This is a genomic window from Arthrobacter sp. KNU-44 (genome assembly GCF_051843155.1).
GTDB lineage: Bacteria > Actinomycetota > Actinomycetes > Actinomycetales > Micrococcaceae > Arthrobacter.
In genome coordinates this window covers 1,968,841-1,994,999 of the sequence record NZ_JBPXNG010000002.1, presented here as the reverse complement: position 1 = coordinate 1,994,999, position 26,159 = coordinate 1,968,841, and the positions used below count along the sequence as shown (strand labels likewise).

General features: G+C 64.5%; 19 protein-coding genes. 14 read left to right on the top strand and 5 right to left on the bottom strand.

Annotation, left to right across the window (positions count from 1 at the left end; translation table 11 throughout):
• Positions 1-16 precede the first annotated feature (16 nt).
• Positions 17-841 carry an alpha/beta fold hydrolase gene (locus ACSVHC_RS10225; RefSeq protein ID WP_437772076.1) on the bottom strand — a complete coding sequence of 275 codons (825 nt, stop codon included), beginning with the start codon at positions 839-841 and terminating at the stop codon, positions 17-19.
• A 119-nt stretch (positions 842-960) separates the two neighbouring features.
• On the opposite strand from ACSVHC_RS10225, the gene ACSVHC_RS10220 reads away from it, so the two are divergent.
• The 5 genes from ACSVHC_RS10220 to ACSVHC_RS10200 all read left to right on the top strand — a co-directional run bounded on the left by ACSVHC_RS10220 (position 961) and on the right by ACSVHC_RS10200 (position 6,255).
• Positions 961-2,448, top strand: a complete 1,488-nt coding sequence (locus ACSVHC_RS10220) for a four-carbon acid sugar kinase family protein (RefSeq protein ID WP_437772077.1) — start codon at positions 961-963, stop codon at positions 2,446-2,448.
• A gap of 25 nt (positions 2,449-2,473) precedes the next feature.
• Positions 2,474-3,373, top strand: a complete 900-nt coding sequence (locus ACSVHC_RS10215) for an NAD(P)-dependent oxidoreductase (protein ID WP_437772078.1) — start codon at positions 2,474-2,476, stop codon at positions 3,371-3,373.
• 101 nt (positions 3,374-3,474) lie between these two features.
• Complete coding sequence (locus tag ACSVHC_RS10210; RefSeq protein WP_437772079.1) at positions 3,475-4,941, top strand: GntP family transporter; 1,467 nt, start codon at positions 3,475-3,477, stop codon at positions 4,939-4,941.
• The gene (locus tag ACSVHC_RS10205) at positions 4,941-5,816 is read left to right on the top strand and encodes a class II fructose-bisphosphate aldolase (protein ID WP_437772080.1); all 876 of its coding nucleotides are present in this window, start codon (positions 4,941-4,943) and stop codon (positions 5,814-5,816) included. The genes ACSVHC_RS10210 and ACSVHC_RS10205 overlap by 1 nt, the downstream gene beginning before the upstream one ends.
• 46 nt (positions 5,817-5,862) lie before the next feature.
• Positions 5,863-6,255, top strand: coding sequence for a DUF1304 domain-containing protein (locus tag ACSVHC_RS10200; protein ID WP_437772081.1), 393 nt, complete (start codon positions 5,863-5,865; stop codon positions 6,253-6,255).
• A gap of 50 nt (positions 6,256-6,305) precedes the next feature.
• Here the strand turns inward: ACSVHC_RS10200 and ACSVHC_RS10195 are convergent, their stop codons facing one another.
• The 3 genes from ACSVHC_RS10195 to ACSVHC_RS10185 form a co-directional block, all read right to left on the bottom strand.
• Positions 6,306-9,188 (bottom strand): aminotransferase class I/II-fold pyridoxal phosphate-dependent enzyme, encoded by a 2,883-nt coding sequence (locus ACSVHC_RS10195; RefSeq protein WP_439180920.1) that lies wholly within the window; start codon positions 9,186-9,188, stop codon positions 6,306-6,308.
• Between the two features lie 254 nt (positions 9,189-9,442).
• A protein-coding gene (locus ACSVHC_RS10190) for an IS3 family transposase (RefSeq protein ID WP_437771182.1) occupies positions 9,443-10,656 on the bottom strand; the annotation gives its coding sequence in 2 pieces (ribosomal slippage) (positions 9,443-10,395 and positions 10,395-10,656; 1,215 coding nt in all).
• Between the two features lie 90 nt (positions 10,657-10,746).
• Positions 10,747-11,748, bottom strand: coding sequence for an Lrp/AsnC family transcriptional regulator (locus ACSVHC_RS10185; RefSeq protein ID WP_437772083.1), 1,002 nt, complete (start codon positions 11,746-11,748; stop codon positions 10,747-10,749).
• A gap of 146 nt (positions 11,749-11,894) precedes the next feature.
• On the opposite strand from ACSVHC_RS10185, the gene ACSVHC_RS10180 reads away from it, so the two are divergent.
• The 4 genes from ACSVHC_RS10180 (at position 11,895) to ACSVHC_RS10165 (ending at position 16,373) form a co-directional block, all read left to right on the top strand.
• Positions 11,895-13,322 carry an MFS transporter gene (locus tag ACSVHC_RS10180; RefSeq protein ID WP_437772084.1) on the top strand — a complete coding sequence of 476 codons (1,428 nt, stop codon included), beginning with the start codon at positions 11,895-11,897 and terminating at the stop codon, positions 13,320-13,322.
• Positions 13,319-14,530, top strand: coding sequence for an amidohydrolase (locus tag ACSVHC_RS10175; RefSeq protein ID WP_437772085.1), 1,212 nt, complete (start codon positions 13,319-13,321; stop codon positions 14,528-14,530). The genes ACSVHC_RS10180 and ACSVHC_RS10175 overlap by 4 nt, the downstream gene beginning before the upstream one ends.
• Positions 14,531-14,673: 143 nt before the next feature.
• Positions 14,674-16,020, top strand: a complete 1,347-nt coding sequence (locus tag ACSVHC_RS10170; protein ID WP_437772086.1) for an acyltransferase family protein — start codon at positions 14,674-14,676, stop codon at positions 16,018-16,020.
• Positions 16,017-16,373, top strand: coding sequence for a GNAT family N-acetyltransferase (locus tag ACSVHC_RS10165; protein ID WP_437772087.1), 357 nt, complete (start codon positions 16,017-16,019; stop codon positions 16,371-16,373). The genes ACSVHC_RS10170 and ACSVHC_RS10165 overlap by 4 nt, the downstream gene beginning before the upstream one ends.
• A 251-nt stretch (positions 16,374-16,624) precedes the next feature.
• Here ACSVHC_RS10165 and ACSVHC_RS10160 read toward each other — a convergent pair whose 3' ends face one another.
• Positions 16,625-17,032: a hypothetical protein gene (locus ACSVHC_RS10160; protein ID WP_437772088.1), complete on the bottom strand. Its 408-nt coding sequence runs from the start codon at positions 17,030-17,032 to the stop codon at positions 16,625-16,627.
• Between the two features lie 121 nt (positions 17,033-17,153).
• Here ACSVHC_RS10160 and ACSVHC_RS10155 point away from each other — a divergent pair, with 121 nt between their 5' ends.
• The 5 genes from ACSVHC_RS10155 to ACSVHC_RS10135 all read left to right on the top strand — a co-directional run bounded on the left by ACSVHC_RS10155 (position 17,154) and on the right by ACSVHC_RS10135 (position 26,158).
• Positions 17,154-19,784, top strand: coding sequence for a SpaH/EbpB family LPXTG-anchored major pilin (locus tag ACSVHC_RS10155; protein ID WP_437772089.1), 2,631 nt, complete (start codon positions 17,154-17,156; stop codon positions 19,782-19,784).
• A gap of 239 nt (positions 19,785-20,023) precedes the next feature.
• Positions 20,024-23,560 (top strand): DUF7927 domain-containing protein, encoded by a 3,537-nt coding sequence (locus tag ACSVHC_RS10150; RefSeq protein ID WP_437772090.1) that lies wholly within the window; start codon positions 20,024-20,026, stop codon positions 23,558-23,560.
• Positions 23,561-23,604: 44 nt separating this feature from the next.
• Positions 23,605-24,177, top strand: a complete 573-nt coding sequence (locus tag ACSVHC_RS10145; protein ID WP_439180919.1) for a SpaH/EbpB family LPXTG-anchored major pilin — start codon at positions 23,605-23,607, stop codon at positions 24,175-24,177.
• The gene (locus tag ACSVHC_RS10140; protein ID WP_439180918.1) at positions 24,119-25,099 is read left to right on the top strand and encodes a SpaH/EbpB family LPXTG-anchored major pilin; all 981 of its coding nucleotides are present in this window, start codon (positions 24,119-24,121) and stop codon (positions 25,097-25,099) included. The genes ACSVHC_RS10145 and ACSVHC_RS10140 overlap by 59 nt, the downstream gene beginning before the upstream one ends.
• Positions 25,100-25,198: 99 nt before the next feature.
• Positions 25,199-26,158, top strand: coding sequence for a class C sortase (locus ACSVHC_RS10135; protein WP_437772092.1), 960 nt, complete (start codon positions 25,199-25,201; stop codon positions 26,156-26,158).
• The last annotated feature ends 1 nt before the right edge of the window (position 26,159 follow it).

Sequence of the window (26,159 nt, the reverse complement as noted above, 5' to 3'; positions counted from 1 at the left end):
TTAGATGTCTGACATCTTACGCTGGCGGTTGCCGGCTTTCGTTCCAAAACGCGCCGAGCGCGAGGGCGCAAGCACGTGGTTGCTCCCAATGGACGCTATGCCCGGCGTCGGGGATTGCCGCGAGCCTCCGCAGCGGGCTCTCTGCCACGAAGGCTTGCGCCTGCTCCGGCGAACGTAGTCGGTCCCCGACGCCGGCAATCACCAGCGTCGGTGCCGTCACCTTTTCGGGGACGCCCGCAGCCACCCCGGCCATCGCCGCGAGGCCGCTGGGGCCGAGGACCTCGAAAGGCAGTTCAAATCCTCGGCTCAACAAGCGATGGTCCTCCGGGGACAACGCCCCGAACCAGGCCTTCATGCACTTGGCGCGCGTCGCGTCGTCAATGAAGCCTTGCCGTAGTTGGGATTCGAGCATCGATCTGAAGACTTCGTTCGGCGGAGCCGGGACCATGCCGATCAAGGCCACGCTCGCCACTAGCTCCGGATTCGCGGCCGCTAACGTCAGCGCCACACTGCCGCCCATTGAGTGGCCCACAATGTGGACCGGCGATGCGTTCCGGACAGCAACGGCAGCGACGGAATCGGCCGCTGATTCCAGGGTCCACTGGAAACCCGGAGGCAATACGTCCCCGCGGTGATACCCGGGCAAATCGACGATCCAGACGGTCCGCCCGGCGTCGAGCAGTTCGGTGGCGAGTGGCTCCCAATAGGCGGATGTCGAGGCCCAGCCGTGCAGCAAGAAGACGGGAGGCTGGGACGGTTGTTCCGGGTCCGTGCTAACGGCAGCCGCTGGAAGGCGCATGTCCATATGTAGTGCTGCCGCGGCGGGAGGCTCTTGAAGCATGCGCCAAGCATAGTGACGACTGACACTTGCACAGCCGAAAGGGGGTGTGTCACACTAGCATTCAAATATTAGATGTCTGACATCTTACATTTACTTTCGAAACCACGATGGAGTGCATAGTGACCCTTGAAGCCGATGTTCTGGCTGCCTTCCCGGCTGAAGTCCAGATCCCCGCTCAGCTGGTTGCCGACGCAGTAGCGACGTCTTCCGCAGCCTCGCCCCGCGTCCTGGTAGTCCTCGACGACGACCCAACGGGCACCCAATCAGTGGCCAACCTGCCGGTACTCACCCGCTGGGAGGTTGTCGATTTCGAATGGGCGTTCGCTCACATTGCGGAAAGCCGGTCCCAGCCCGCGGTCTACGTGCTGACCAACACGCGCAGCCTGGACCCGGTTGAGGCCGCTGCCCGCAACGAGGAAATCGTGCGCAACGCCCTTGCCGCAGCGGGCGACGATGTGCGCTTGGGGTTCGTCAGCCGCTCCGACTCCACCCTCCGCGGCCACTACCCGCTGGAACCGGACGTCATTGCAGCCACCGTCGCTGACGTGACCGGCGAAGCGACAGACGGCGTCGTGATGGTCCCGGCGTTTCCCGACGCCGGTCGCGTCACCATCGGCGGCGTGCACTACATGCGCGGTACCGGGCACGACGCCGGCAAGCTCACCCCGGTTGCCGAGACCGAGTTCGCCAAGGATGCGAGCTTCGGCTTCGCCAATTCCGAGCTGGCCAAATATGTGGAGGAAAAGTCGCAGGGCCGTTTCCCGGCCGGCGATGTGATCGTCCTCGACCTGAACATCATCCGCGCCGGCGCCTCGGCTCAGGACCCTTCAATTTCTGCCAAGGCCATCGCCGACGCCATCGAACCTGCCACGAACTCCACGCCCATCGTCGTGGACATCGTCACCGAGAACGATTTCCGCGCGCTGGCCCTTGGACTGGAAGAAGCCGAACGCCGCGGCAAGAAGCTGCTCTACCGCGTGGGCCCGCCCTTCGTCCGTGGCCGCATCGGCCAGGAAATCCACGAGGCACTTAGCGGCGAGGAGGCCTACGAAGGCAACACTCCCTCGACAGCCGGTGGCTTGATCGTCGTTGGCTCGCACGTCGGCCTCACCACGCGCCAGCTCAACGTCCTGACCGCCCAGCACAGCGCCGCCCGCATCATCGAGATCGACGTCGAGAAGCTTCTCGCCAGCGGCGCGGAGGCCTACCTCGACGAAATGGTCGCGGCCGTCGTCGACGCCCTCCACACGGGCGACGTCATCGTCCACACGAGCCGCCTGCTCATCAAGACCGACGACGCCGCGGCGAGCCTGAAGATTGCCCGCACCGTCTCTGCCGCCGTCGTCGCGATCGTGAACCGGACGCTCAAGACCTTCCCGCCGCGCTTCGTCATCGCGAAGGGTGGCATCACGTCATCGGACGTGGCCGCGCACGGCCTGGAAATCCGCCACGCGATTGTCCGCGGCCCGATGCTGCCCGGCATCGTCTCGCTGTGGGAGCCGGTGGACGGACCCGCGAAGGGCATCCCGTACATCGTTTTCGCCGGCAACGTGGGTGACGACGAGTCCCTCGCTCAAGTCACGCGCAAGCTCAGCAACAACTTTTAGCCAACCGCATTCAATGGAGAACACCATGACCAGCAACTACACCGTCGCCGTCCTCGGCCTGGGCGCCATGGGCCTGCCGATGGCCACCCGCCTGGCAACCCAGCTCACCGTCCACGGCTTCGACATCGCCGAACCGCGGCTGAAGCTCGCTGCCGACGCCGGGATCCGCACCTTCCCTTCGGCGCGTGAAGCTTCCGAAGGCGCCGACGCCCTGCTCCTTGCCGTGCGCAACGGCGAACAGCTCGACGACGTCCTCTTCGGCGAGAACGGTGTTGCCTCGGTACTCAAGCCGGGCGCCGTCGTGATCCTGGGCAGCACCGTCGGTACCGAAGCCATTCCGGCCACCGTGGCGCGCCTGGCCGAGTACGGCGTCGAACTCGTTGACGCACCCCTTTCAGGCGGCCCCAAGCGTGCCGGCGAAGGCGATCTTCTGATCGTGGTGGGTGCGACGCCGGCTGCCCAGGAAAAGGCCCGACCCGCCCTGGAACTGCTGGCCTCCACGCTAAGCATCGTGGGCGACAAGCCCGGCGACGGCCAGGCACTCAAGACTGTCAACCAGCTGCTGTGCGGCGTGCACATCGCCGCTGCCGCCGAGGCCATGGCACTCGCGGACGCCCTCGGACTGGATCAGGCGAAGACCCTTGCGGCCCTGGAGGCAGGCGCCGCCGGCTCGTTCATGCTGTCCAACCGCGGCCCCCGCATCCTCGAGGCCTACACCGAAGACGGGGCCGAGGTCCTCAGCCGTTTGGACATCTTCGTCAAGGACATGGGCATCGTCGGCAAGGCCACGCGCGCTGCCGGCCTGGCCGCACCGGTTGCCGCCGCTGCCGAACAGCTCTACCTCCTCGGCCAGGCCCAGGGCCTCGCCGCCGCCGACGACTCCGCCGTCATCAAGGTCGTCGCGCCCACCAGGCGTACCAACTAACCCCTCGCACAACGTGCGACGACGGCGGTCCCCCCTCCGCCGTCGTCGCCTCTCTTGCCGGCCTCGAGTCGAGGCCGGCTCTGTCAAAGGAGACACCCCCGATGAATCCCCTCATCAATACCTTGGCGGTCCGGGCAGCTGATGCCCCTGCCATCAAGCCGGCCGTGGACCTTGGGACCCCGCTGCTGCTGACCATCGCCGTTGCCGGCGTCGCACTCCTGCTGCTGATGATCATCCGCTTCAAGATCCAGGCCTTCGTGGCATTGCTGGCCGTGAGCATCCTGGTTGCCGTCGCCGCGCAGATCCCCTTGGCGGACGTCTTCACCGTTGTGGCCAACGGTGTGGGCGGAACCATGGGCAAAGTCGCACTGCTGATTGCCCTCGGCGCCGTGCTGGGCCGGATGATCGAAGTGTCCGGTGGCGTACAGTCGCTGGCCAACCACTTCACCGCGAAGCTCGGTGCCAAGCGAGTCGCCGTGGCACTAACCGCCGTCGGCTTCCTCGTTGCCATCCCGGTGTTCTTCGAAGTGGGCATCATCGTCCTTGTGCCGATTGTTTACGCGTTCGCGAAGATCGCCAAGCTGCACCCCATCAAGTTCGGCCTTCCCATGGCCGGCATCATGCTCTCCATCCACGTCGCGGTTCCTCCCCACCCGGGCATTGTTGCCGGGGCAGGCGTCATGGGTGCCGACATCGGACTCATCGCGATGATTTCACTGATTATCTGCGTACCGCTGGGTTTCCTGTCCTACTGGGTCGCCAGCATCATGAACCGCAAGGACTACGAACTGCTTCCGGGTGTCCGTGACCAGATTGAAGAATTCGGCTCCGATTCCCTCGTGCGGGTGGGCCACGACGGTCCCGGTGCCAGCGCAGTCGCCCCGCCGCGTCCGGGCCTGATCATGTTCCTCATCGCCGCCCCGATCGTCCAGATCCTGCTCGGCACAGCCGGTACCCTCCTGATCAACAAGAAGGACTACTGGTACGGCGTCGCATCTTTCGTGGGCAACCCGTTCTTCGCCTTGCTGGTGGCCGTTGCGCTCGCTTTCTTCCTGCTGGCAGTCCGCCGCCAGTGGTCGCTCAAGGAAACCGGCGAGATCTTCGAAGGCGCGTTGCCTCCCATCGCATCGATCCTGATGGTTGTAGCTGCCGGCGGCGTGTTCGGCGGTGTCCTGCAGGTCTCCGGCATCGGCGCGGCCCTGTCCCAGACGCTGGATTCCCTGGGCGTGCCGATCATCCTGCTCGGATTCATCATCTCCCTCGCATTGCGTGCCGCACAGGGTTCGGCCACGGTTGCGATCGTCACCACCACTGGCCTCCTCTCGGCTGCCGTCGCCCACGGCGGCTACACCCCGGCGCAGATCGCGGTGATCGTGATCGCGATCGGCTTCGGCGGACTGGGTCTGTCCCACGTGACCGACGCCGGCTTCTGGGTGGTGGTGCGCTACTACGGCCTCACGGTGTCCGACGGGCTCAAGACCTGGACCGTGCTCACGACCATCCTGGGCATCGCCGGCTTCCTGCTCAGCTATGTCGCCTGGATCCTGGTCGGAGGCCTGGCCCACTGATGCGTGTCCGCCTTGACGATCTTGTAGGGTCCGCACTGGAGCGAGGGGCAGCGCGCCCGGCCTTCACCTGCTACGACTTCACCACTGCGCTGGCCGTGGTGGCAGCAGCTGAGGAGTCAGGCCGCGGGGTCATCCTGCTGGTCGCGCCGAAAACGGCCGGCACTCAGAGCGGACTGCGGCTGATCACGGCGCTCCGCACTCTGGCCGACCACGCCAGTGTTCCGGTTTCGGTACAGCTGGACCACGCCTCGGACCTGGATGTCATCCGTGATTCGGTAGCTGCCGGTGCCGACGCCGTCCTGGCCGACGGCTCGTCCCTCGCGTTCGAGGAGAACATCGCCCTGGTCCGCGAAGTCCGTGCTGCGCTGGACGCCCAAGGCGCCTCCGACGTCGTCATTGAAGCAGAACTCGGCGGACTTGCCGGCGACGAAGACAAGGCTTTCGGTGCTGATGTTCACGCTCATCCGGCGGGCGTCCATCCCGCAGGCCTGACCGATCCCGGCCAAGTGCAGGAATTCGTCTCCCGCACAGGCGCCCAGCTCCTGGCCGTGGCGGTCGGAAACGCGCACGGCCGCTACGCCGGCGAGCCCAAGCTGCACTGGGACGTGCTGGAAGACATCGCCTCGCGCACGGAGCTTCCGCTCGTGCTCCACGGCGCGTCGGGCATCCCCGCTGCGGACCTGGTCAAGGCGACGTCCATGCGCGTGGGCAAGGTGAACTTCAACACCGAGCTCCGCACCGGCATCCTCGCCACGCTCGAAGCCGAGACCACCATGCACCGGGCCGACGGCGAGAACCTCCAGGGCCTGCTGGGTCGCTGGAGTTCCTCCGCCTCGACGTTCGCCGGGGCAACGCTGGACATGCTCAGCAATTAGGGGCGGCTGGCGAACCCACACAACGCAGGGAGGCTACGATCAGCACATGATCGTAGCCTCCCTGATTTTCGCCCTCCTTGCCGGCTTGTTGCACGTCTACATCTTCAGCATGGAGTCCATCACCTGGACCCGCCCGGCCACGTGGAAGCGCTTCAGCGTCGCTTCCCAGTCCGACGCCGAAACCACCAAGCCCCTCGCGTACAACCAGGGTTTCTACAACCTCTTCCTTGCCATCGGGGCGCTCGCCGGGATCGTCTTCGTCGCGATTGGTCATCCGCAGGTGGGCTGGACCCTCGTCTTCAGTTCGTGCGGCTCCATGCTGCTGGCGGCAATCGTGCTTGCCTTGAGCGGCAAAAAGTACCTCCGCCCCGCGGTTCTTCAGGGCACGACGCCGCTACTCGCCGTCGTGCTCGGCATCCTGGCCGTGGCGCTCGGCTAAACCGGAACCCTCGCTCACTTATGTGCCGTCCAGGCCCGTCGCTCGCTCACTTATGCGGGCTTTTGGCGTGACGCTAGCTCACCCGAGGGCTTACCCGTCAACACCCTGAACCCCAGTTCCGCATCGAATCCGTGGATTTCCCGCGTATCCAGTGCCGACATGAAGGCCAGGATTTCCTCTGTGATCACCTGCCCGGGGACCAAGACGGGGAATCCGGGCGGGTAGGGGGTGACGAACGAGGCAGACACCATTTCCTCTCCCGCGGCCACCCTTCGCGCAATTTCGGCCGCACTGAAGTATTCGCAGGATCCGGCTTTGTAGCTCTCGAAGTAGGCTGCACGCATGTTGCCGTCGGGAGTTTCAGGGTCTTTGCGGAATCGTTCGGCGAAGCGGCTGAAATCCGGCAGGGGTGGCGGCGTGCTGGTCAGTGCCGCGATGCGCGCGCGGCGGGTCCGCTGGCCCAGGCCGCTCAGGCCGGATTGCTCGTCTTCGAAGGTCTCGGCCAGCTTGACCAGGACCTCGACGAGGTAGGCAACGGCACTTCGCGAGGTGCCGATGTTGGTCATGAAGAGAACGCTGTTCCTTGACGTCTTGTTGACCTGGATCCCGTACTTGTCCATCAGGTAGTCGTGCTTGAAGGTATCGCCGTCCACGCCGGTGAGGCCGATGTGCAGGGTCAAACGGCTCGGATCAACAACGAATTCGTCCTGCTCCCAAGCTTCCGACATGGCCGCGAGCCCGTCGCGGAGCGGCATTTGCCGGCTCGTTTCGCGGTACTGCGCAGGGATGAGGTCCCTGGTGCCGAGGACGCGGAAGTACTTCTTCAACAAGGGATGCCTCGCCACGGCCTGGGCGATGCTGACGGCCAGATCTGCCTGCCGTTGCACGAGCTCGTAGCCTTCGAACTCCACCTGCCTCCGTCCCATGTCCAAGAAAGCCAGGATCTGGTAGTTGGGCGACGTGGAGGTGTGCGTCATGTACGCCTCTCGGAAGCTCTCCTCGTTCAACTGACCGAAGTCCTGGTCATGGATGTGGATCATGGACCCCTGTCGGAGCGACGTCAGGGTCTTGTGCGTCGACTGCGTTGAGTAGACCCTCAGGCGGGCCTTCGCCGGATCGGGCAGAAGCCGCGTCTTCAAGAGCAGCTCAACGCTGACGTGCCCGACGCCGGAACCCGGGCCGCCGTCGTCGGGCTCGCCGCCCGCTTGGCCGTCCGCCGCCCCGCCCGCCGCAGCAAGGTCCCGCAATTGCGCGGCGTGGCGCCTGGCGTAAGCCGGATCTGCAAACTTTGCCTCGAGCGACCGGGCCGAAGCCATGGCCGTGCGACGGCGGTAGATGTGGTGGAATCCCGCGAACGCGAACCAGGCCTCGTCCCACAGGAACACCAGGTCAGGTTTGATGGCGAGGCACTCCTCCATCACTCGTTCGACGTCGTACACAATTCCGTCGAAGGTGCAGTTCGTGAGTGCAAGCATCTTGACCTCGTGGAGCCTGCCCGCCCGGCGGTAATCCAGCAACATCCGTTTGATGCTTTCCAAGGGAACGGCGCCATAGAAGGAGAAATCGTTCAAAGGGTAGGCGTCCAAATATGAAACCTGCGCGCCGGCCAGCATGAGGGCGTAGTGGTGCGATTTGTGGCAGTTCCGGTCCACCAGGACCACGTCGCCCGGAGCCAGGATCGATTGGTGCACGATCTTGTTGGCCGTCGACGTTCCGTTGGTGACAAAGAGCGTCTTCTGGGCACCAAATGCCCGGGCCGCCAGCTTCTGGGCCTGTTTGAGGGAGCCATGCGGATCCAAGAGCGAATCGAGCCCGCCGGACGTAGCCGAGGTTTCTGCCAGAAGCAGGTTGAGCCCGTAGAACTCGCCCAGATCGTTGATCCACTTGGAATGGATGACCGATCCGCCTCTGGACACCGGCAGGGCATGGAAAACACCGGCGGGTCTGCGGCTGTATTGCTGGACCGCGTGGAAGAACGGCGCTTCATATCGTTCCGCGATGCCGGCCAGCAAGGACAAATGGAGCTCCAGCCCGTCCTGGCGGCGGAATATCCGGCGGAATTGACGGGTCAAGGAACCGGCGAGTTCTTCGATCCCCACCCCCGCTACCAGATAGAGATCGAGTTCGGGGCGGAGTTGCGCCAGTTTCTCCGCCAAGCTCAGGATGCGGTCCAACGGTCGCTGGGGGAGCGATTTCCCCAAGAACCGGTCCAGGAAGCTGCGCACGTCCCGGCTCATGCGCTGCCTGCTCTTGGGGACGAATCCCGGCCGCAGCACACACGCCTGGATGTCCGGGTTGAGCAGGACGGCCACGATGGCGTCCTCGAAGCTCGGCACGAACACGAGCTCGTAGTTGAAGGCGTCGGCGGGGCGGCGCTGGCTGAGCAGTTCCGTTTGAAGTGCTTCACGGTCGGCGCTGGAGACGTCATCGATCACGAGGACCTCGAAACGTTTGCGCGATTCGGTGGGTTCATCAACCCGGTCGGCTTCGCGTTCGGGATCCTGTGCGGGTTCCTGGGCGTGCTGGTTGTGGCCGGCAACGCGTCGCGCGACCGGTTCGATGAGGCTTAGCGCCTCGGGGTATTCTCCAGCCTCCAGGATTCTCCGCAATTCCATGACATATTGCTGCCCCGGCGACGCCCAATACATTTCGAGGGATTCCAGCAGCGGCAACAGCCTTCGAACCTCCTGCGGCAGGGCGCCCGCGAGGGGCCGGGCGGCGGCAGAGAGCTGTTTGACGGCGTAGCCAAGGAACTCCCACGCGTCAGCGCGCACCCGCCAGGCGCTGCTCGGGACCTCGCCGCCGGACCCGGATTCGTCGTCGGCGTTTGGTCTTGCCGCCAAACCGAGGCCAAGCGATGCGCCGCCGGCAAGGGCATCCGGAGCGAGGGGAATTGGGGCTGACTGCACTGTCGCGAAATCGGCGCGTGCCACGATGACTCCTTTGTCATGGATTGATAGCACTCTCTACTAAACGCCGCGAGCCGTCGCGCCGCACGGCAATTGTCCCGGTTGCCGTCTGGGTGTCCAGATGGGATGCGGCCTTTCCGGTCATAGGTGAGCGAGCGTCGTGGGATTTGGCGCCATAGGTGAGCGAGCGTCGGAGAAAACACCGCCATAGGTGAGCGAGCGTCGGAGAAAACACTGCGGTCGTCAAGTTTTTGAGACATTTTCGTTGTTTGTTTTGGTTAGGCGGCCAGGGGTTCCTGGACGCTGGTGTGGTGGTTTGCGTGGGCGGTGGCTGGCGGGATGCCGCCGGCCCGTCGGTTGGGTCGGCGGCGGTTGTACCAGCCCTCGATGTAGTCCATCACGGCGGTCCGTGCGGTGAGCCTGGAACCGAAGCGGTGGTGGTGGTAGAACTCGGTCTTGAGGTGTGAGAAGAAGTTCTCGGCGACCGCGTTGTCCCAGCACACCCCCACCTTGCCCATGGACTGGGTGACCTCGTTCTGGGCGCACCATCGTTGGAATTCCTCCGAGGTGTACTGGGTGCCCCGGTCGGAGTGGAAGACGACTGGGCCGCCGATGAGGTGGCCGTGGTTCCGGGCCATCCGCAGGGCCGCGGTGCACAGGCTGGCGCGCATGTGTTCGGCCATGGCCCAGCCGATGACCATCCCGGAGAACAGGTCGATGACCGTGGCCAGGTAGAGCCAGCCCTCGCCGGTGCGCAGGTAGGTGATGTCCCCGACCAGCCGGGTCCCGGGCACCGCGGAGGTGAAGTCGCGCCTGCCCTGGTCATCGAGCATGTGGTTCTGGATGTGGGCGGTCTTGGCCTGCGGGTCCTGGAGCGTGGTCTTTTTCCAGGCCTGGGTGCGGATGGCCCGCAGGCCGTGCTCGCGCATGATGGCCCCCACGGTCGGGGCGGAGACCTTGGTCCCGGCCGCGTTCAGGAGCCGGGTCAGCTGGTCCCGCCCGGCACGCCCGGACTCCTTCGTGTAGAGCTTGGTGACCGCGGTGACCAGCTCCCCGTGCCGCACGGTGCGCGGTGAAGGGCCGGCAGGTTTGCGCCACCGGTAATAGGAGGCCCGGGAGACGTTCAATTTCCGGCATAGCCACACCACGGGATGGTTGGCCTTCTCCGCTTCGATGAACTCGTAGAAATCCTCTACTTTTGCTTCGCGGCAAAGAAGGCGCTGACTTTTCCCAGGAACTCGACCTCGGCCTTCAACCTGGCGTTTTCGGCCAGCGCTTTCTGGTGTTCATCCCACGCCACCGGCCCCCGGTCCTCGGGCTGGGCAGGGGTGTCCGGTTGCTTGTCCCGGGACTTGTGTACCCAGTTTCCCAGCGTGCTTTCCTTCACCCCGATCTCCTGCGCGATCTGCTTCACCGGCCGGTCCGAAGACAAAACCAGTCGAACCGATTCCTCCCGGAACGCGGCGTCGTATGTCTTTCTGCGGGTGGTCATCTGAAACTGAGGCTCCCATCAAGCTGTCTCACAAAACCATACGGCCGCACACCGCCATAGGTGAGCGAGCGTTCGGGGCGAGTCGGGCAGCTACCCTTCACGCCACAGGGGCAACGGGACGACGCTGCGGCTTCGTCCGGACTCGTCCAACACGTGCCCGAGGCGTTTGTAGTTGCGCACCACGGCTTGCCGGGAGATCACAGCGCTCCCTGGCGCGCGCTCCGCCAGTTCGCGCTCGTGGCCTTGGACCTCCAGGTAGTCGCGGACCCAAAGTGTCACGAGCAGATTCTGGGCACCCAGAACCTGGGCGCTGAGCCTGCAATTCGGCAGGGCAGCGAAGTACCGCCCGACGGCGTCAACATGGTGGGCGGGCACGTTGAGGATCAGGCTCACTTCCCTCAGTCCTTGTTGGGCGGAAACGGAGGTATCGCACCTCAGCGTCATGTAGCCGGACGCGAGGAACCGTTCCACCCGCCGTCGGGCCGTTTGGGGAGAGACGCCGCAGGCGGCTCCCAGTTCCGCCCAGCTGGCCCGCCCGTCCTTGGCCAGTTCCGCCAAGAGGGACGCATCCAGCCGGTCGGGAGCGTAGGCGGCCGGGGCAGGCAGGGGTTCTGCCGACATGAGCCGGGCCCGCGCAGGTTCGAGGGTGCCGCTGCGCCAGTCGGAAGCCTGCCGGTACAGCTTGGTGACGAAGACGACCTCCCGGTGGGTCACTCCGGGGAGGCCTGCGAAGGAGCCGGTGACGATGTCCATGAGCTCTTCGTGGCTGGAGGCGAAGCAGTCCACGAAGAGGTCGTGCGAGCCGGACACCAGCGAAACCGTTCCGAATGCCGGCTCCGCGCACAGCTTTTGGACCAGGGCTTCGTTCTCGCTTGGAAGTGAAGAAAGGCTGATGAACGCCGACCAGCCAGCACTCAGATAGCGCGGACCCGGGGCCGGGGTGATCCACGCCAATTTCTGCTCGGCAAGGGAGTTCCAGCGGCGCGCGACGGTAGGCCCGGACAAGCCCAGGACATCCCCCACGCGGCTCCAATCGGCACGGGGATTGATCTGTAGGGCATTGACGATTTCAAGGTCAGTTTCGGAGATCATGGCTGATTCCTTCAAAATTCGCGATTCTCAGAGGATTTCAAACAAATTCCTAGCCAGTGTAGACGGTGGACCTAGCGTTGTGACTCGCATCACCCACTCGCATCCCAACGCCCAGGCAACTTCGCCCCCAACACTCAAGGAAGCACATGGCAAGCAAGACAGCACCTCCAGCGACGGCGGCGGTCGCTCGCCGGACCATCACGGGAATGATCGTGGCGATGGCCCTGATCGAGTCGCTCAGTGGAGTCACCCAGGGTTACCTGAACCCGATCCTCCCCGCCCTCGGGCCCAGCTTTTCGATCGACGACCCCACCATCAACGGCATTTTCCTGATCTCCAACGTGAGCTTTGCCGTGCTCACGCCGATCATCTCGCGGCTCGGCGACAGCTACGGCTACCGGCTCGTACTCCGGTGGTCGACGGTGGTAGTCGCGGCCGGTGTCCTCATAATGGCGTTGTGGCCCTCGGTGTGGACGGTGACAATCGGCGTCGTCATGCTCACGTGCGTGGTCGGCTTCATCCCTCTCATGATGGGCATCCTGCGGGTGAGCAGCCCGGCGCAGACGCGCACCGGCGTTAGCGTGATGATCGGAATGCTCATGATCATGGTTGGCGCAGGGGGCCTGCTTGCCGGGATCATCGGCGTCGACGATCCCACCCTCGGTTTCTGGGTTGCTGTGCCGTTCGCGGTTGTGGGGCTGCTTTGCTCATTCGTTCTGCCCGACGCCGGAACCCCCACCCGCGAGGGACTCGCCCTGGTGCCGCTCCTGGCGTGTTCCCTCGGACTGATCGGCTTTGTCGTGGCTCTTTCGATGGGACCTGACTGGGGTTGGCTGGATGTCAAGACCCTCGGATCCGGAATCATCGGCCTCGCGCTGTTGGCCTACTGGGTGGTCCTGGACGCCCGCAACGTCAGCGGGATGCGCTTCATGGACCTACGGATGCTTGCCATCCCGCGCATCCGGACGGTCTCGCTCGCCACCTTCTTCTTCGGTTTTGCCTCCATCAGCTACTTCGGTACGAACGGGATCTTCCTGTATTCAAACCCGGACAAGACAGGCTACGGCTTCGCGCTCAGCCCGCTCATGATTGCCATCGTCCTGGCCGTCGCATCCGTGCTCTCACTGCTCGCCTCCCTTCTGACCTCAAAGGCACTCAGCCTGTTCGGCGAACGGGCCACCCTGGTTTTTGCCGGGCTCCTGTTGGCGGGCGGCTTCCTGGTCATGGCAGCTGCGCACGGCTCCCTGGCCGGCTACTGCACCGGATTCGCCATGTTCAACCTAAGCCTTGGCATGTACCAGGCAGGAACCCGGGCTCTGTCCGTGGAAGGCGTTCCGCTGGAGGAAACTGCGACGGCGGCCGGCCTCAACGAACTGGCGCTGTCCGTGGGCATCGCGGTGGGCGCCGCCGTCGTGAAGCTCATCTCTTCGTCTTCAGTCCAGTCAGGGCACATCAGCGAGGGCGGGCTCCTTTCCATCTGGATTGCCCTGGCCATCGCAGCCCTGATTGCTGCGGCAGCAGCGGCCCGTTACCCGAAGGTGCAAACCGCGGCGGCCGCAGGGGTCGCCGCATGAAAGCTGCTGCCGCGAAAGCCGCTTCCCTGGAAACCGCAACGCCCGCCACCGCCTCCTTGACCGCCGTCGAGCGCTCCGTTTCTGCCGCTCTGGAGCGCTGGGAGCCGGAAATCCTTGGCCTGAGCCACGCGATCCACGCCGATCCCGAACTCAGCGGGCAGGAGTTCCGGGCCGCCAAGCGGGTTTGCCGCCTGCTCCGGAGCGCGGGGTTCAACTTTGACGGTCCGCAGCCGCTGCTCCCTGCTTCCTTCAGCGCGAGGTTCGGGACGGGTGAGCTGGTGGTCGCGTTGTGTGTTGAGTACGACGCGTTGCCCACCATCGGGCATGCCTGCGGACACAACGTGAACGCGGCCTGTGCTGTGGGGGCGGCACTCGCGCTCGCTTCCGTCGCCGATGAACTCGGGATCACAGTCAAGGTCCTTGGCACCCCCGCGGAAGAGACCAGCGGGGGCAAGGTGGACCTCATTGGCGAGGGTTTCTTCGAGGACGTCTCCCTCGCGATGATGGCCCATGCCGGCGCCGAAGATGTCATCGGCGGCTCATCCCTGGCCATGGGTATGTGGGACGTGCTCTACGAAGGCCGCCCTGCGCATGCCGCGGCCGCTCCATCCGAGGGGGTCAATGCCCTCGACGCGCTCGTGATTGCACAGACCGCCATTGCGTTGGCGCGGCAGCAGCTTCCGCCCGGCACGGTTGTTTCGTTGATCGTGACGGAAGGCGGGAGCGCCGTCAACGTCATACCCGAGCGGGCACGGGCAAACGTCGAAATGCGTTCACCCAGCATCAAGAAGCTGCGCGTGATCGAGGAACGCGTGCGGCGCTGCCTGGAAGCGGGCGCCCTTGCCAGTGGGAGCACGCTCAAGGTCACGCCGAAGGGCAATGCCTACGCTGAGCTCAGGCAGGACCGGTACCTTTCCGAGGCCTACCGCGAAGCGATGTCCGCGCGAGGGAGGGCCGTAGCGTTCAACGAAGAGCCAGTGGCTTCCACGGATATGGGCAACGTCTCGCAACTGGTCCCAAGCATCCATCCGCTGCTCGGCTACGACGTTGGCGGGGCCGCCCACCACACCGCCGAGTTCGCTGCCCACGGCTCGTCGGCCTCCGCGGACCGGGCGGTCCTGGACGGTGCCTTCGGCCTGGCCCTCGCCGCCAGTGCTGCGGCAATCGATCCGCGGCAACGGGAACGGCTGCTGAACGTCCATCGCTAGACGCGGTGATGGTGGGTGCGGCTCTACCGCTGCGTTCCGGAACGCAGCCCACGGGCCGCACCCACGAATTCACACCGTCGCACGGTCTGGTTCCCGCCGTCGAGCGGGCGGACAATGATCTCAGCAGTTCGCGAAGGAGTGCGATGGGATTCTCGAGGCAACAAAAGACGTCGGCGGGTATGGCCGCATTTGGCCGCTCACGTGATCCCGTGATCGATCTCGCCCGGTTCTTCTGCCTCATTCTGGTGGTGCTCTCGCATTGCATGATGGTCAGCCCGGTCCTGCACGCGGACGGCACTGTCACCACCGAAAACACGCTCATGGAACAGCACTGGTTCGAACCCGTCTTGTGGGTGTTCCAAGTGATGCCGCTGTTCTTCGTCCTTGGCGGCATCACGGGACTGGAGTCATGGCGTCGCCTGCGCGCGCGCGGCGGCTCCGGCGTCGATTATGCGCAACTGAGGCTTTTGCGCCTCATCCGTCCGGCAACTGCGTTGCTGGCCTCGATGTTCGTGGGGTTGTGGGCCGCAAGACTGCTTGGCGTCGACCCGGAAGTGGTCCAGCTCATCGCGACTGGGGCGGGCATGCCCCTGTGGTTCCTAGCCGCGTACCTCGCAACTCAACTCAGCGTTCCCTTGCTGGCCCGGCTGCACGGACATTCCCCTTGGTTGACCCTCGGCGGGCTCGTGGCCGCCGTGATCACCCTTGACTCCCTGCGCGGGGCGTTTCCGATGCTCGCTTTCGTCAACATGCTGTTTGTGTGGTGTGCGGTCCAGCAATTCGGCTTCTTCATTGCCGATGGCATCTTCGCCGGACGCAGCCGGGGCTGGTTCGCGGGGTTGATCGTGGGAAGCAACCTTCTGCTGGGGTTCGTGACCGGGATCGGGGTCTACTCCGGAAATATGATTGTGGACCTGAATCCGCCCAACTTCTGCATGCTGCTCTTGGGTCTGTCCCAGGCGGCAACGCTCCAATTGCTGCGTCCCGCCCTTGCCTGGGTGGCTGGGGTGCGCTGGATCCGTTGGGTCGTGGCCGTGGCGGGCCGGCGGTCCATGACGGTCTATCTGTGGCATTTGCCGCTGCTCGCAGCCATGGCGGGGCTGCTTCTCCTCACGGACTTCCCCAAACCGGCGGCAGGTACGGCCGAATGGTGGTGGGCCCGCCCATTGGTGCTGGTCGGCGTCCTCCTCCTCTTGCTCCCGGTCCTGCTGCTGTGCGGCAGGCTTGAAGAGCGCCCGACGGCGGCCAGCCACGCGCGCGGCAGGACGCACGTCGCGGTGGTGACTGCCGGCGTCGTGGTCTTCATTCCGGTGGTGGACGCCGCCTTCAACGGACTCACGCTGACCCTTCTTGGTGGGGGAGCGGCGTGCTTCGCGCTGGGTGTGCTACTGCTGGGACGGGTGCCGGCCGGAGTCCTTTCCGCAGCGGTTCCCGATGCCCCTGCCGTGCCATTGCCAGAGCCCGGTTTACGTGCGAATCTCGACTCATGACTGAGTTCACGGATTCAACCGCAGAGTCGTTCAGCCCGGACGTGACAACGGTCCGGAACGACAAATTCCACCGCTACGAGCTTCTTGTTGACGGTGAAGTAGCCGTGATCTCGCAGTTTATGGACAAACCCGGCCACATCGACTTCCTCCACACCGAGACGCGCTTGAAGTTCAAAGGCCGCGGGCTGGCAAAGGTCCTGGCGCACTTTGCCCTGGACGACGTGGTCGCCTCCGGCAAGCGGATCATTCCGCATTGCCCGTTCATTGCCGCCTATCTGCGCAAGCATGAGGGCTACGAGCTCGACGTCGATTGGCCGCCGGAGGCGCCGGTGGGGGAACCGGACAACGAATAGTCAGTCCGCCGGGCTGTGCTGCCGCAGCACACCAGGCGCGTGCCCGTGCGCGTGGCAAAGGCAATGGCATACAGCGCACGCCGCGTGAACCCCGTCCCTGCAATCAAGGGTCACATAGAACACCCTGGAACTGCCGTCGCGGGCCCGCGGCGTGCGTTGAATCATCTGAACTTCCCGTCGAGTGCATTGAGTGGTCGGGTCATTAGTGAGTGGGCGCAGACGCGGGATCGTGACGCAGTTTTGCCTAAGATCTATCGTTTGAGGGCGACAATGGCGTCGTGTTCGTCGCGGATTGCCCGGCCGCGGGACATGCCAGTGACTCCCATGGCGCTGATAATTTCGCCGCCGTGCAGGTGATCGGAGGCACTGACCAGGTACGAAAAGCTCAATATCGCTGATTCCCCGGCGGACAACGTTCCGATGTGCAGGTCACCGTCTTGTGGCCTGGACGTGTAATCAAGGCTCTCCATTCCTTCATTGGTAAAGGAGCGAGGAATGAGGCACACATTGCGGAGTTGGACCTTGGAATCGTTGATGATCCAGGCGGAGAAGGTAATGGTCTCCCCTGGGGCCGCCGCCGACTTGTCTGCCCCGTAAACGAGGACAATATTCCCGACTTCCTTCTTTCGGGCAAGCGTTCCTGAGCGGAGTCGGGTCATGCCAGTTGAGTGTGGCTCGGGGCGGAATCGTGTTGCCGCGGGTGAAAGTCGCTGCGGTTGAGAACCTGTCCCTGCGTAAGAATCAAGTCAAATGCAATTTCGGATGTCACACTGGATGGTTATGGGGCAGGTTTCAGAGGACGGTTCGAATGGCGGAGACGCGTCGATGGCCGTGCGGCACAGCGACCCTCAAATCATGGCCATGGTGCGTGACGGCGATGTTTCCGCCTTCGATGTGCTGTTCCAGCGGCATTTGGCGGCAGCCCAGTTCGTTGCCCGGGCCCAGACGGACAATGTCAGCGACGCCGACGACGTCGTGTCCGAGGCGTTTGCCTCGATTTTCCAAGCCCTGACTGAGGGCAAGGGACCCGACCAGTTCTTCCGCTCCTATCTTCTGACTGCAGTGCGGCGAATTGCCTACGACCGGAACCGGAAGGCCAGGCGTACCCAGAGCGTGAGCGACGTCGACGCCTTGGATACCGTTGCCCTCGACGCGGACACCGTTCTGGACGCCTTTGAATCCAGCACCATGGCGAAGGCGTTCAAGTCGCTTCCGGAACGCTGGCAGGCGGCCCTCTGGCACGTGGACATCGAAGGCCTGAAACCCGCCGCAGCCGCACCATTTATAGGATTGAGCCCCAACGGCGTCTCCTCGCTCGTGATCCGGGCGCGCGAGGGGCTCAGGCAGGCCTACCTGCAAAACCACATCAAGGTGGCCAGCGACGACTCATGCGTTGAATTTTCGAGCCAGCTGGGAAAGTACGCCCGCGGCGGCCTGAAACGCGCCTCGTACGAAAAGGTCAAGGCCCACCTGGAGGAGTGTCCGAAGTGCATGGCTGTACTGGTGGAACTCAACGACGTCCAGGCAGGCATGCGGGCGCTTGTCTTCCCCTTGGTGGTCGGGGTGGTCTTTACTCCGGCAGTGACCGCCGGATTTTTCCCCGGAACCGTACTCCTGGAGTCGCTTCTTCCTGGAGGGGTTCTCCCGGAGCCATTCCTTTCCAAGACGTTCCTTCCTAAGACGTTCCTTCCGGCAGGGGCCGCACCGATCGCCGCCGGACTGCGGTCGGTGGGTGGATTTTGGACGATGGCAGCTGCCGCGTTGGTCATGGGCGGCCTCGTGATTGGGGGCATCCTCGCGTGGCTGGGACAGACCGGCCCGACGCCACTCGCTGAAGCCGATGTTGCGAGCGGCGCGCCGTCGGTCCAACAGTCCTTGCCGCAACCGGCCCCGACGGCCCCGATGGCACCCGCACCGAGCCCGGCGCCGACGGCGGCCCCGTCCGCCATCGCGGCGCCGCAACCCCCGGCGCCCGCGCCAATCGTGCCAGAGGCGGTTCCTGTGCCGCAGGAGACGGTCAGAGTGGTTGATTCAGGAACCGTCATCACAACCCCGATCCGGCAGACGGGTTCGTTGACGATCCATAAGTATGAGAAGCCGGCGACGGCGACCGGCTTGCCCAGCGACGGAACGGTTTTGACCGCCGCGCAGTTGCAGGGACTGACCCCGATGGCTGGGGTGACGTTCACGGTGCAGAAGGTGAACGACATTGACCTGGCGACGAATGCGGGCTGGGCTGCGGCGGCTGCGCTGACTCCGGCTCAGGCCGCGGGGCAGGCGGCGGGCCCGGGTTCGACGGCCACGACCGGCGCGGCCGGGACGGCGACCCTGGGGAATCTCCCGCTGGGCCTGTATCTTGTGACGGAAACCGGCTACCCGGCCGGTGTGACTCCTTCGGCCCCGTTCCTGGTGACGATTCCCATGACGGACCCCGCTGGTGGGAACGGCTGGATGTACGACGTGAACGTCTACCCGAAGAACGCCGTGACGACAGCGACGAAGACCGTTAACGATGCGTCGGTGGTCAAGCTCGGCGACAACGTGCAGTGGACCATCAGCTCCGACATCACGAATGTCAACCCGATCGATGGGTACCGGGTGGTGGACAAGCTTGATTCGAAGCTGAGCTACAGCGACTCGACGGTGGCGCTCTCCAACGGGACTACCCTAACCCTGGGCACGGACTACACCATCGTCCCCGACGCGGCCACGAATACCCTCACGGTCGACTTCACCGTCAGCGGCCGGGCCATCCTGGCCGCCAACCCCACCGCGAAAGTCATGGTCACGGTGAACACCACGGTGAACGCGGTCGGTGAGGTCGCGAACACGGCCCTTGTCTACCCGAACGCGGCCAGTTTCGCGATCACCCCGGGCCAGCCCGGCGGTCCGGTGGCCACGCCTCCGGTAGTGACCAAGTGGGGCAACATCGTGCTGCACAAGAAGGATTCCCAGAGTTCGGCGGCCTTGGCGGGTGCGGTGTTCTCGGTGTATCCGAGCCGGGTCGATGCGCTGGCGGGCACCAACGCTATCAGCGTCGGAGGTGCCAGTTCCTGGACCACCGATGCCACTGGCAACCTGGTGATCTCCGGTCTGCGGTACTCCGGCTGGGCCAACGGGGCGGCCGTGGGCACGGGCGAGGCCGGCTACCAGTCCTACTGGCTGGTGGAGACGAAGGCCCCGGCCGGGTATGCGCTGCTCGCGGAGCCGGTCGAGACCGCGGTCACCGGCACTGACCCCTCGACCGTGACGGTGACGGTCGAGAATGTCCTGGCGAACGCCGCCGGATTCCGGCTGCCGCTCACCGGTGGCGTGGGAACCTGGGCCCTGACCGCGGGCGGGATCCTCGTGCTCGCAGGCGCAGGCCTGTTCACGGTCACCGGCCGCCGGAAGCGCACCGAAACAAAATAAGCACTCCGCGGTGCTGGCTGCCCGGAACCTGAGCGAGCGATGTCACGTTCTGAAAATATTTTCTGATTTTCGCGTCACGATCCGCGAATAACTCCTACTACTTTAGTGGGTGGCCGTTTTTCCCCACTTAATTCAAAAAAATTGAATCTGTTTTCTGCGACACGAATCGTGGGAAGCGCGCACTTGAAGGCTAGAGACCATCTGCGTGCCTGCTCCCGAAAGTGATGCAAGAAAAGCCTATGAAGCAGTCCCTTCCAGCCAAGCTGCTGGCAATTCTCCTCGCCGCCACGATCGTCTGCCTTGGCCTGGGCGGCGCCCTGCCTTCACCCGCGAATGCGACGCCGGGCACCCCGGGCGTGCCCCAGGCAGCTACACCGGTTTTTACGGAAGACTTCAATGCTTCTCCGGATACAACGGCATACGGGGCGAAGTCGTACTCTGCAGCCGGGTCAACGCTCTATCTCAGTCAGACCGGCCAGACCTACACCGGATCGCCTAAATGGATCAACGGAAACCGCTGCAACGGTATCATTCTGAACTACTCCAATTCGGCGGCTCCCTCTTGGGCTCTGTCCGGTACCGGGCCCTCGGACTCCGGCGCCAACGGTCGGTGCTCGGAGGCCCCCTGGGCTAACGGTTACCAGTTCCTTCGGATGCTGGCTTTGGCGATGGGGCAGCAGTTCGATCCAGGCTCGCCGTCGACCTACAACGTGGTGAGCTCGTACACGGAGTGCCCGACCACCTTGAGGGATACCGGCGACTGTGACGTCTTGCCGGTCGGCCCGAATGTCGCCACTGGCAGCGTCATGTTCAAAACTGCCCAGCCAATCGCGACGGTCCCCGGCCACTACTACGCCTTCAGCGTCAACACCGCGTACATAAACTGCGGTGCGCCAAGCACTGACCCGGGTTACCAATTCGCCACCGTTGATCCCCTCACCGGCGCGGTCATCAGGAACCTGGGTACTCCGCTCAACGGCTGCTCGTCAGCCAGCACCCCGAACGTACAGACCTACACGCAGACGGTGACGAGCAATGTCGGCGGAAACTTCGGCACCGTCACCAGGAACGTGAAGATCGCTTCCATGACCACAAACCAGGCATTCCAAGCGACCGGCACGAGTATCGGCCTGGAGATGTATAACACGAACGGGTCCACCGTCGGCAACGACGGGGCGTTCAGCAACATCAGCCTCGTGGACGTGACGCCGCAGTTGGACAAGTCGTTCAGCCCGGCGCTGATCGCTCCGGGCCAGACCTCGACGGTGACCCTGACGGTGACCAATACGAGTGAGCTGAACACGAAGAACGACTGGAGCATCACGGACACGCTGCCTGCCGGTGTCGTGATCGCCCAGAACCCTGCGATCGGCGGGACGTGTGTCCAGCAGGGGGGTGCGGCGTTCGTCAGGACGGGGGTTGCTGGGTCGAATGTCTTCACGGCCACCGGCGGGGATCTTGCCTTGGGGCAGGCGTCCTGCACCACCACGTTCAATGTGACGGCATCCGCGGAAGGGACGTATGTCAACGGTCCGGCCAACATCGTGACCAACCTCAGCCCGCCGACGGACGCCACTTTGACGGTCCGGGCGCCGCGGATCACGTTGACGAAGGCGCTCGGGGCGCCGCGTCAGGCGGCGACGGATCAGTTCACGATGCAGATCCGCACCGGCGGCCCGAATGGCACCGTGGTCAACAGCACTGCGAGCTCGACCACGACTGGTACGGGATCATCAGTAACTGCGGGATCCGGCACCACCGGCGCTTACGCGGCCACGGCCGGAACAACGTACACGCTCACCGAAGCGGCCGCCGGGACCGCGAACCTGGCGAACTATGCCAGCACCATCGCCTGTACGGACTCGTCCGGATTGCAATCCGGTTTGCCGAACGGTGCAATTTTCACCGGATCGCTGGCCATCACGCCGGTGGCCGGGGCCAACATCGCCTGTACCTTGTCAAACAGGGCTCTCGCAATGCCCATCATCAATGCGGCCAAGCAGGCAGGCGCGGTCACCGGTCCGGATACGAACGGCAATTATGTCGCCAACTACACCGTCACCGTCTCCAACACGGGCTCGGCCGCCGGCACCTACGGTGCCCTGACCGACACCCCGGCATTCGCGTCGAACCTGGCTGTCACGCGTGCTGCCTGGACAACGTCCGGGGCCGGGGCCCCTGCCAGCGGCTCGTCCCCGACCCCCGGCCCATATTCGCTGACCCAGCCGGGTGTCGCCATCGGCCCGGGAGTCACGCACAGCTTCAGCCTCGCGGTGACGTTCCACTACACGAACACCAACCAGCCAACGGCCTGCGCCGGCCCCGGGACCGGCCTGTTCAACTCCGTCTCCCTGCCGGGAGGCCAGGAACAAGGCCCGACGACGGACAACGCCGCCTGCGGTACCCTCCTGCCCAATTTGGTGGCCTCCAAGAGCGTGGATCCGGCGGCCGGGATCATGGTCCAGTCCGGGCAGGCTCTGACGTACACGCTGGCCTTCGACAACACGAACGGCACCGCCCCGGCCCCTGTCAGTTACACCGACTGGCTCGGGGAGGTCCTGGATGCCTCTTCCTTTGTGGCCAACTCCATCAACGCGACCACCACGGGAGGTGTCGCACTCTCCGTTGCCGACACCTCCGCAGCGGCAGCACCGACCCTGGCCATCACGGGCACCGTGGCTGCCGGCGCGAAAAGCGTGGTGACCTATCAAGTGAAGGTCAATAGCACCGGCTCCCTGGGCAACGCTTCGCTCGAGAACTACCTGACGCCCTCGACTGACACCACCCCACCAACGAGTTGCGCGGCCAGCAGCACCACCTGCACTGTTAATCCCGTGGGCTCGTGGAGGCTCGGCAAGTCTGCGTCCCCGGCCTCGGGAACGTCCATCAACCCGGGCGACCCGGCTGCAAACAGGGTGATCACCTACACGGTGACAGCCACCAGTTCCACCGTGAATCCCATCTCTGGTGTCATCCTTAGCGATGACCTGGGCCAGGTACTGAACAACGCCACATTCACCGCAGGTTCGGTGGGACTGACCATCGATGGCGGCACCCCACTCGCAGTTCCTGATCCCGGTGCTGACAGCAAGCTGGTCACCCTGCCATTTACTCTGCCCGGCAATGGCACGGCGGTTTTGAGCTACACGGTCACGGTCAATCCCACTGCGTGGCTCGTCACCCTGAAGAACGGGGTAACCGGCAACGGTGTCATCCCTCCGGCACGGTGCGTCACGGACAGTGCGGCGCCGCTGGACCCGGCCTGCTTTACCACGAATCCCACTACCGGCCACCTGTTCGTGCAAAAAGCAGGAGCCGGGTCAGTCCAGGGTTCCACCGTCCCGCTGACCGGCTCGAGCTTTGAGATCCGCAATGATGCTGCCGGGCAAATGGGCACGACAGTTGTCGGAGTGAACAGCGATGTGTCCGGGTCACCCGGACTGGTCGAGGTCAGGAACCTGACCCCAGGAACGTACTGGCTGCTCGAAACCAAAGCCCCGAACGGTTACTCGCTCCTCGCGACCCCCGTGAAGTTCACCGTTGCGGCGAACGGCGCCATCGTCTTGGACACGGCCACCGCGGGAACGTCAGTAACAGTCAACGGCTCGACCATCACCGTTCTTGACATGGCCGCCGTCAAACTCCCATCGGCCGGCGTGCCAGGCACTCCCGGCCTCTTCGCAGCGACCCTCGCAGGACTACTGCTCCTCATGATTTCCCTCGCCCTCATCATCTTCGGGCGAGCGAACAAGTCCCCACAAACCCAAACTCCGTAGCGCAGATCGGCGCAAATCAATGGGGGAAACAAGAAAGGAACACGATGAAATCATCGAAGGCGAGGCGCAGCATAATAGCCTCCCTGGCCGCAATAGCCTCAGCGGGCATGCTTGCTCTCGGGGCGGGAGGTGCAAGCGCGGCAAATACCGCGAACATCGATCCGTCCAAGACAGGTTCTCTGACCATCCATAAGTATGAGAAGCCGGCGACGGCGACCGGCTTGCCCAGCGACGGAACGGCATTGACCCCGGCCCAGACCGCGGCACTGACCCCGATGGCTGGGGTGACGTTCACGGTGCAGAAGGTGAACGACATTGACCTGGCGACGAATGCGGGCTGGGCTGCGGCGGCTGCGCTGACTCCGGCTCAGGCCGCGGGGCAGGCGGCGGGCCCGGGTTCGACGGCCACGACCGGCGCGGCCGGGACGGCGACCCTGGGGAATCTCCCGCTGGGCCTGTATCTGGTGACGGAGACCGGCTACCCGGCCGGTGTGACTCCCTCGGCCCCGTTCCTGGTGACGATTCCCATGACGGACCCCGCCGGGGGGGAACGGCTGGATGTACGACGTGAACGTCTACCCCAAGAACGCCGTGACGACAGCCACGAAGACCGTTAACGATGCGTCGGTGGTCAAGCTCGGCGATACCGTGCAGTGGACCATCAGCTCCGACATCCCGAATGTCAACCCGATCGATGGGTACCGGGTCGTGGACAAGCTTGATTCGAAGCTGAGCTACAGCGACTCGACGGTGGCGCTGTCCAACAACGCGGCGTTGACGGTGAATGCTATGTCAACGCCGCCGCGGACGGACTACACCATCGTCTTCGATGCGGCCTCGAACACCCTCACTGTCGATTTCACCGCCAGCGGCCGGGCCATCCTGGCTGCGAACCCCACGGCCAAGGTCCTGGTCACGGTGAACGCCACCGTGAACACGGTCGGTGAGATCACGAACACGGCTCTTGTCTACCCGAACGCGGCCAGCTTCACCATCGCCGCGGGCCAGGCCGGCGGCCCGGCCGTGACCGCGCCGGTGATCACCAAGTGGGGCAACATCGTGCTGCACAAGAAGGATTCCCAGAGTTCCGCGGCACTGGCCGGTGCGGTGTTCTCGGTGTACCGGACCCAGGCTGATGCGCTGGCCGGCACCAACGCTATCAGCGTCGGAGGGACCAGTTCCTGGACCACCGATGCCGGCGGCAACCTGGTGATCTCGGGCCTGCGCTACTCCAACTGGGCCAACGGGGCGCCAGTGGGCCCGGGCCAGCCCGGCTACCAGTCGTACTGGCTGGTAGAGACCAAGGCCCCGACCGGGTATGCGCTGCTTGCCCAGCCGGTCGAGACCGCGGTCACCGGCACTGACCCCTCGACCGTGACGGTGACGATCGAGAACGTCCTGGCGAACGCCGCCGGATTCGCGCTGCCGCTCACCGGTGGCGTGGGTACCTGGGCCCTGACCGCCGGCGGGGTCCTCGTGCTCGCAGGCGCAGGCCTCTTCACGGTCACCGGCCGCCGGAAGCGCACCGAAGCAAAATAAGCACTGCGCGTGACCTGCTCCCCTTGATGCAGGGTATGGGGCATCCACCAACTGGTGGATGCCCCATACTGCTCCCGTCCATCAAAGCAAGAGGCCCAAATGACTCAAACCCTCGAGGAATTCATGGAGGGTTCCGAAACCGGCCCGAAAGACCACCCCGGGCGCACCAAGACCCGCAAGGTGTTACGTAGGCGCACGAGCATGCGGCGCGGCCGTGCTGACCGGAGATTTGTGACGATGATGGTCATCGCGGCCGTCGGGTTTGGCCTGATCCTGTACCCCCAGGCAGCCGACTGGTTCAGCTCAATCTCGCACAACAGCAAACTTTCCGGCTACGCGCAGGAAGTCGATCAACTCGAGCCCTCGGCCCGGACGAAAGTCTTGGACCGGGCACGCGAATACAACTCCCGTGTCCCCGCTGGTCAGCTGCGGGACCCTTACTCCCCGCACGCCCCCGCGACGGCTTTGGAAGAGCGACTGAAGGACTATCGGAGCCAGTTGAATGTCGCCAACGACGAGGTGGTCGGCAGATTCCGGTACCCCTCCGTGAAAATCGACCTGCCGATCTTCCACGGGACCAGTGACGAGGTCCTGGCCAAAGGCGTGGGCCACCTCTACGGTTCCTCCCTTCCCGTAGGCGGCTCCGGCACTCACAGCGTTCTGACATCGCACTCGGGGATCCCGAACGCGGAACTCTTCAACCCCCTCCACAGTGCGAAAACGGGTGACATCTTCTCCACCGAAGTCATGGACCACACGTTCCTCTACACGGTGAACAGGATCGACGTGGTCAAACCGGATGACGTTTCCTCACTGAAAATCACCCCGGGCCAGGACTCCATCACCCTGATCACGTGCACCCCCATCGGAGTGAACTCACACCGGCTCCTCGTCCGCGCCTCCCGGATCGCAGACATCCCCAAAGACGCCCCGGAACAGAAAACCCTCGCTGGACGCCAAGCCGACACCGGATTCCCGTTCTGGGCGGCGTATTTCGTCGGCGGACTGCTGGCGTTCTACCTGGCTTCCCGTGCGTGGAACCACCGACGCAACCGATGAT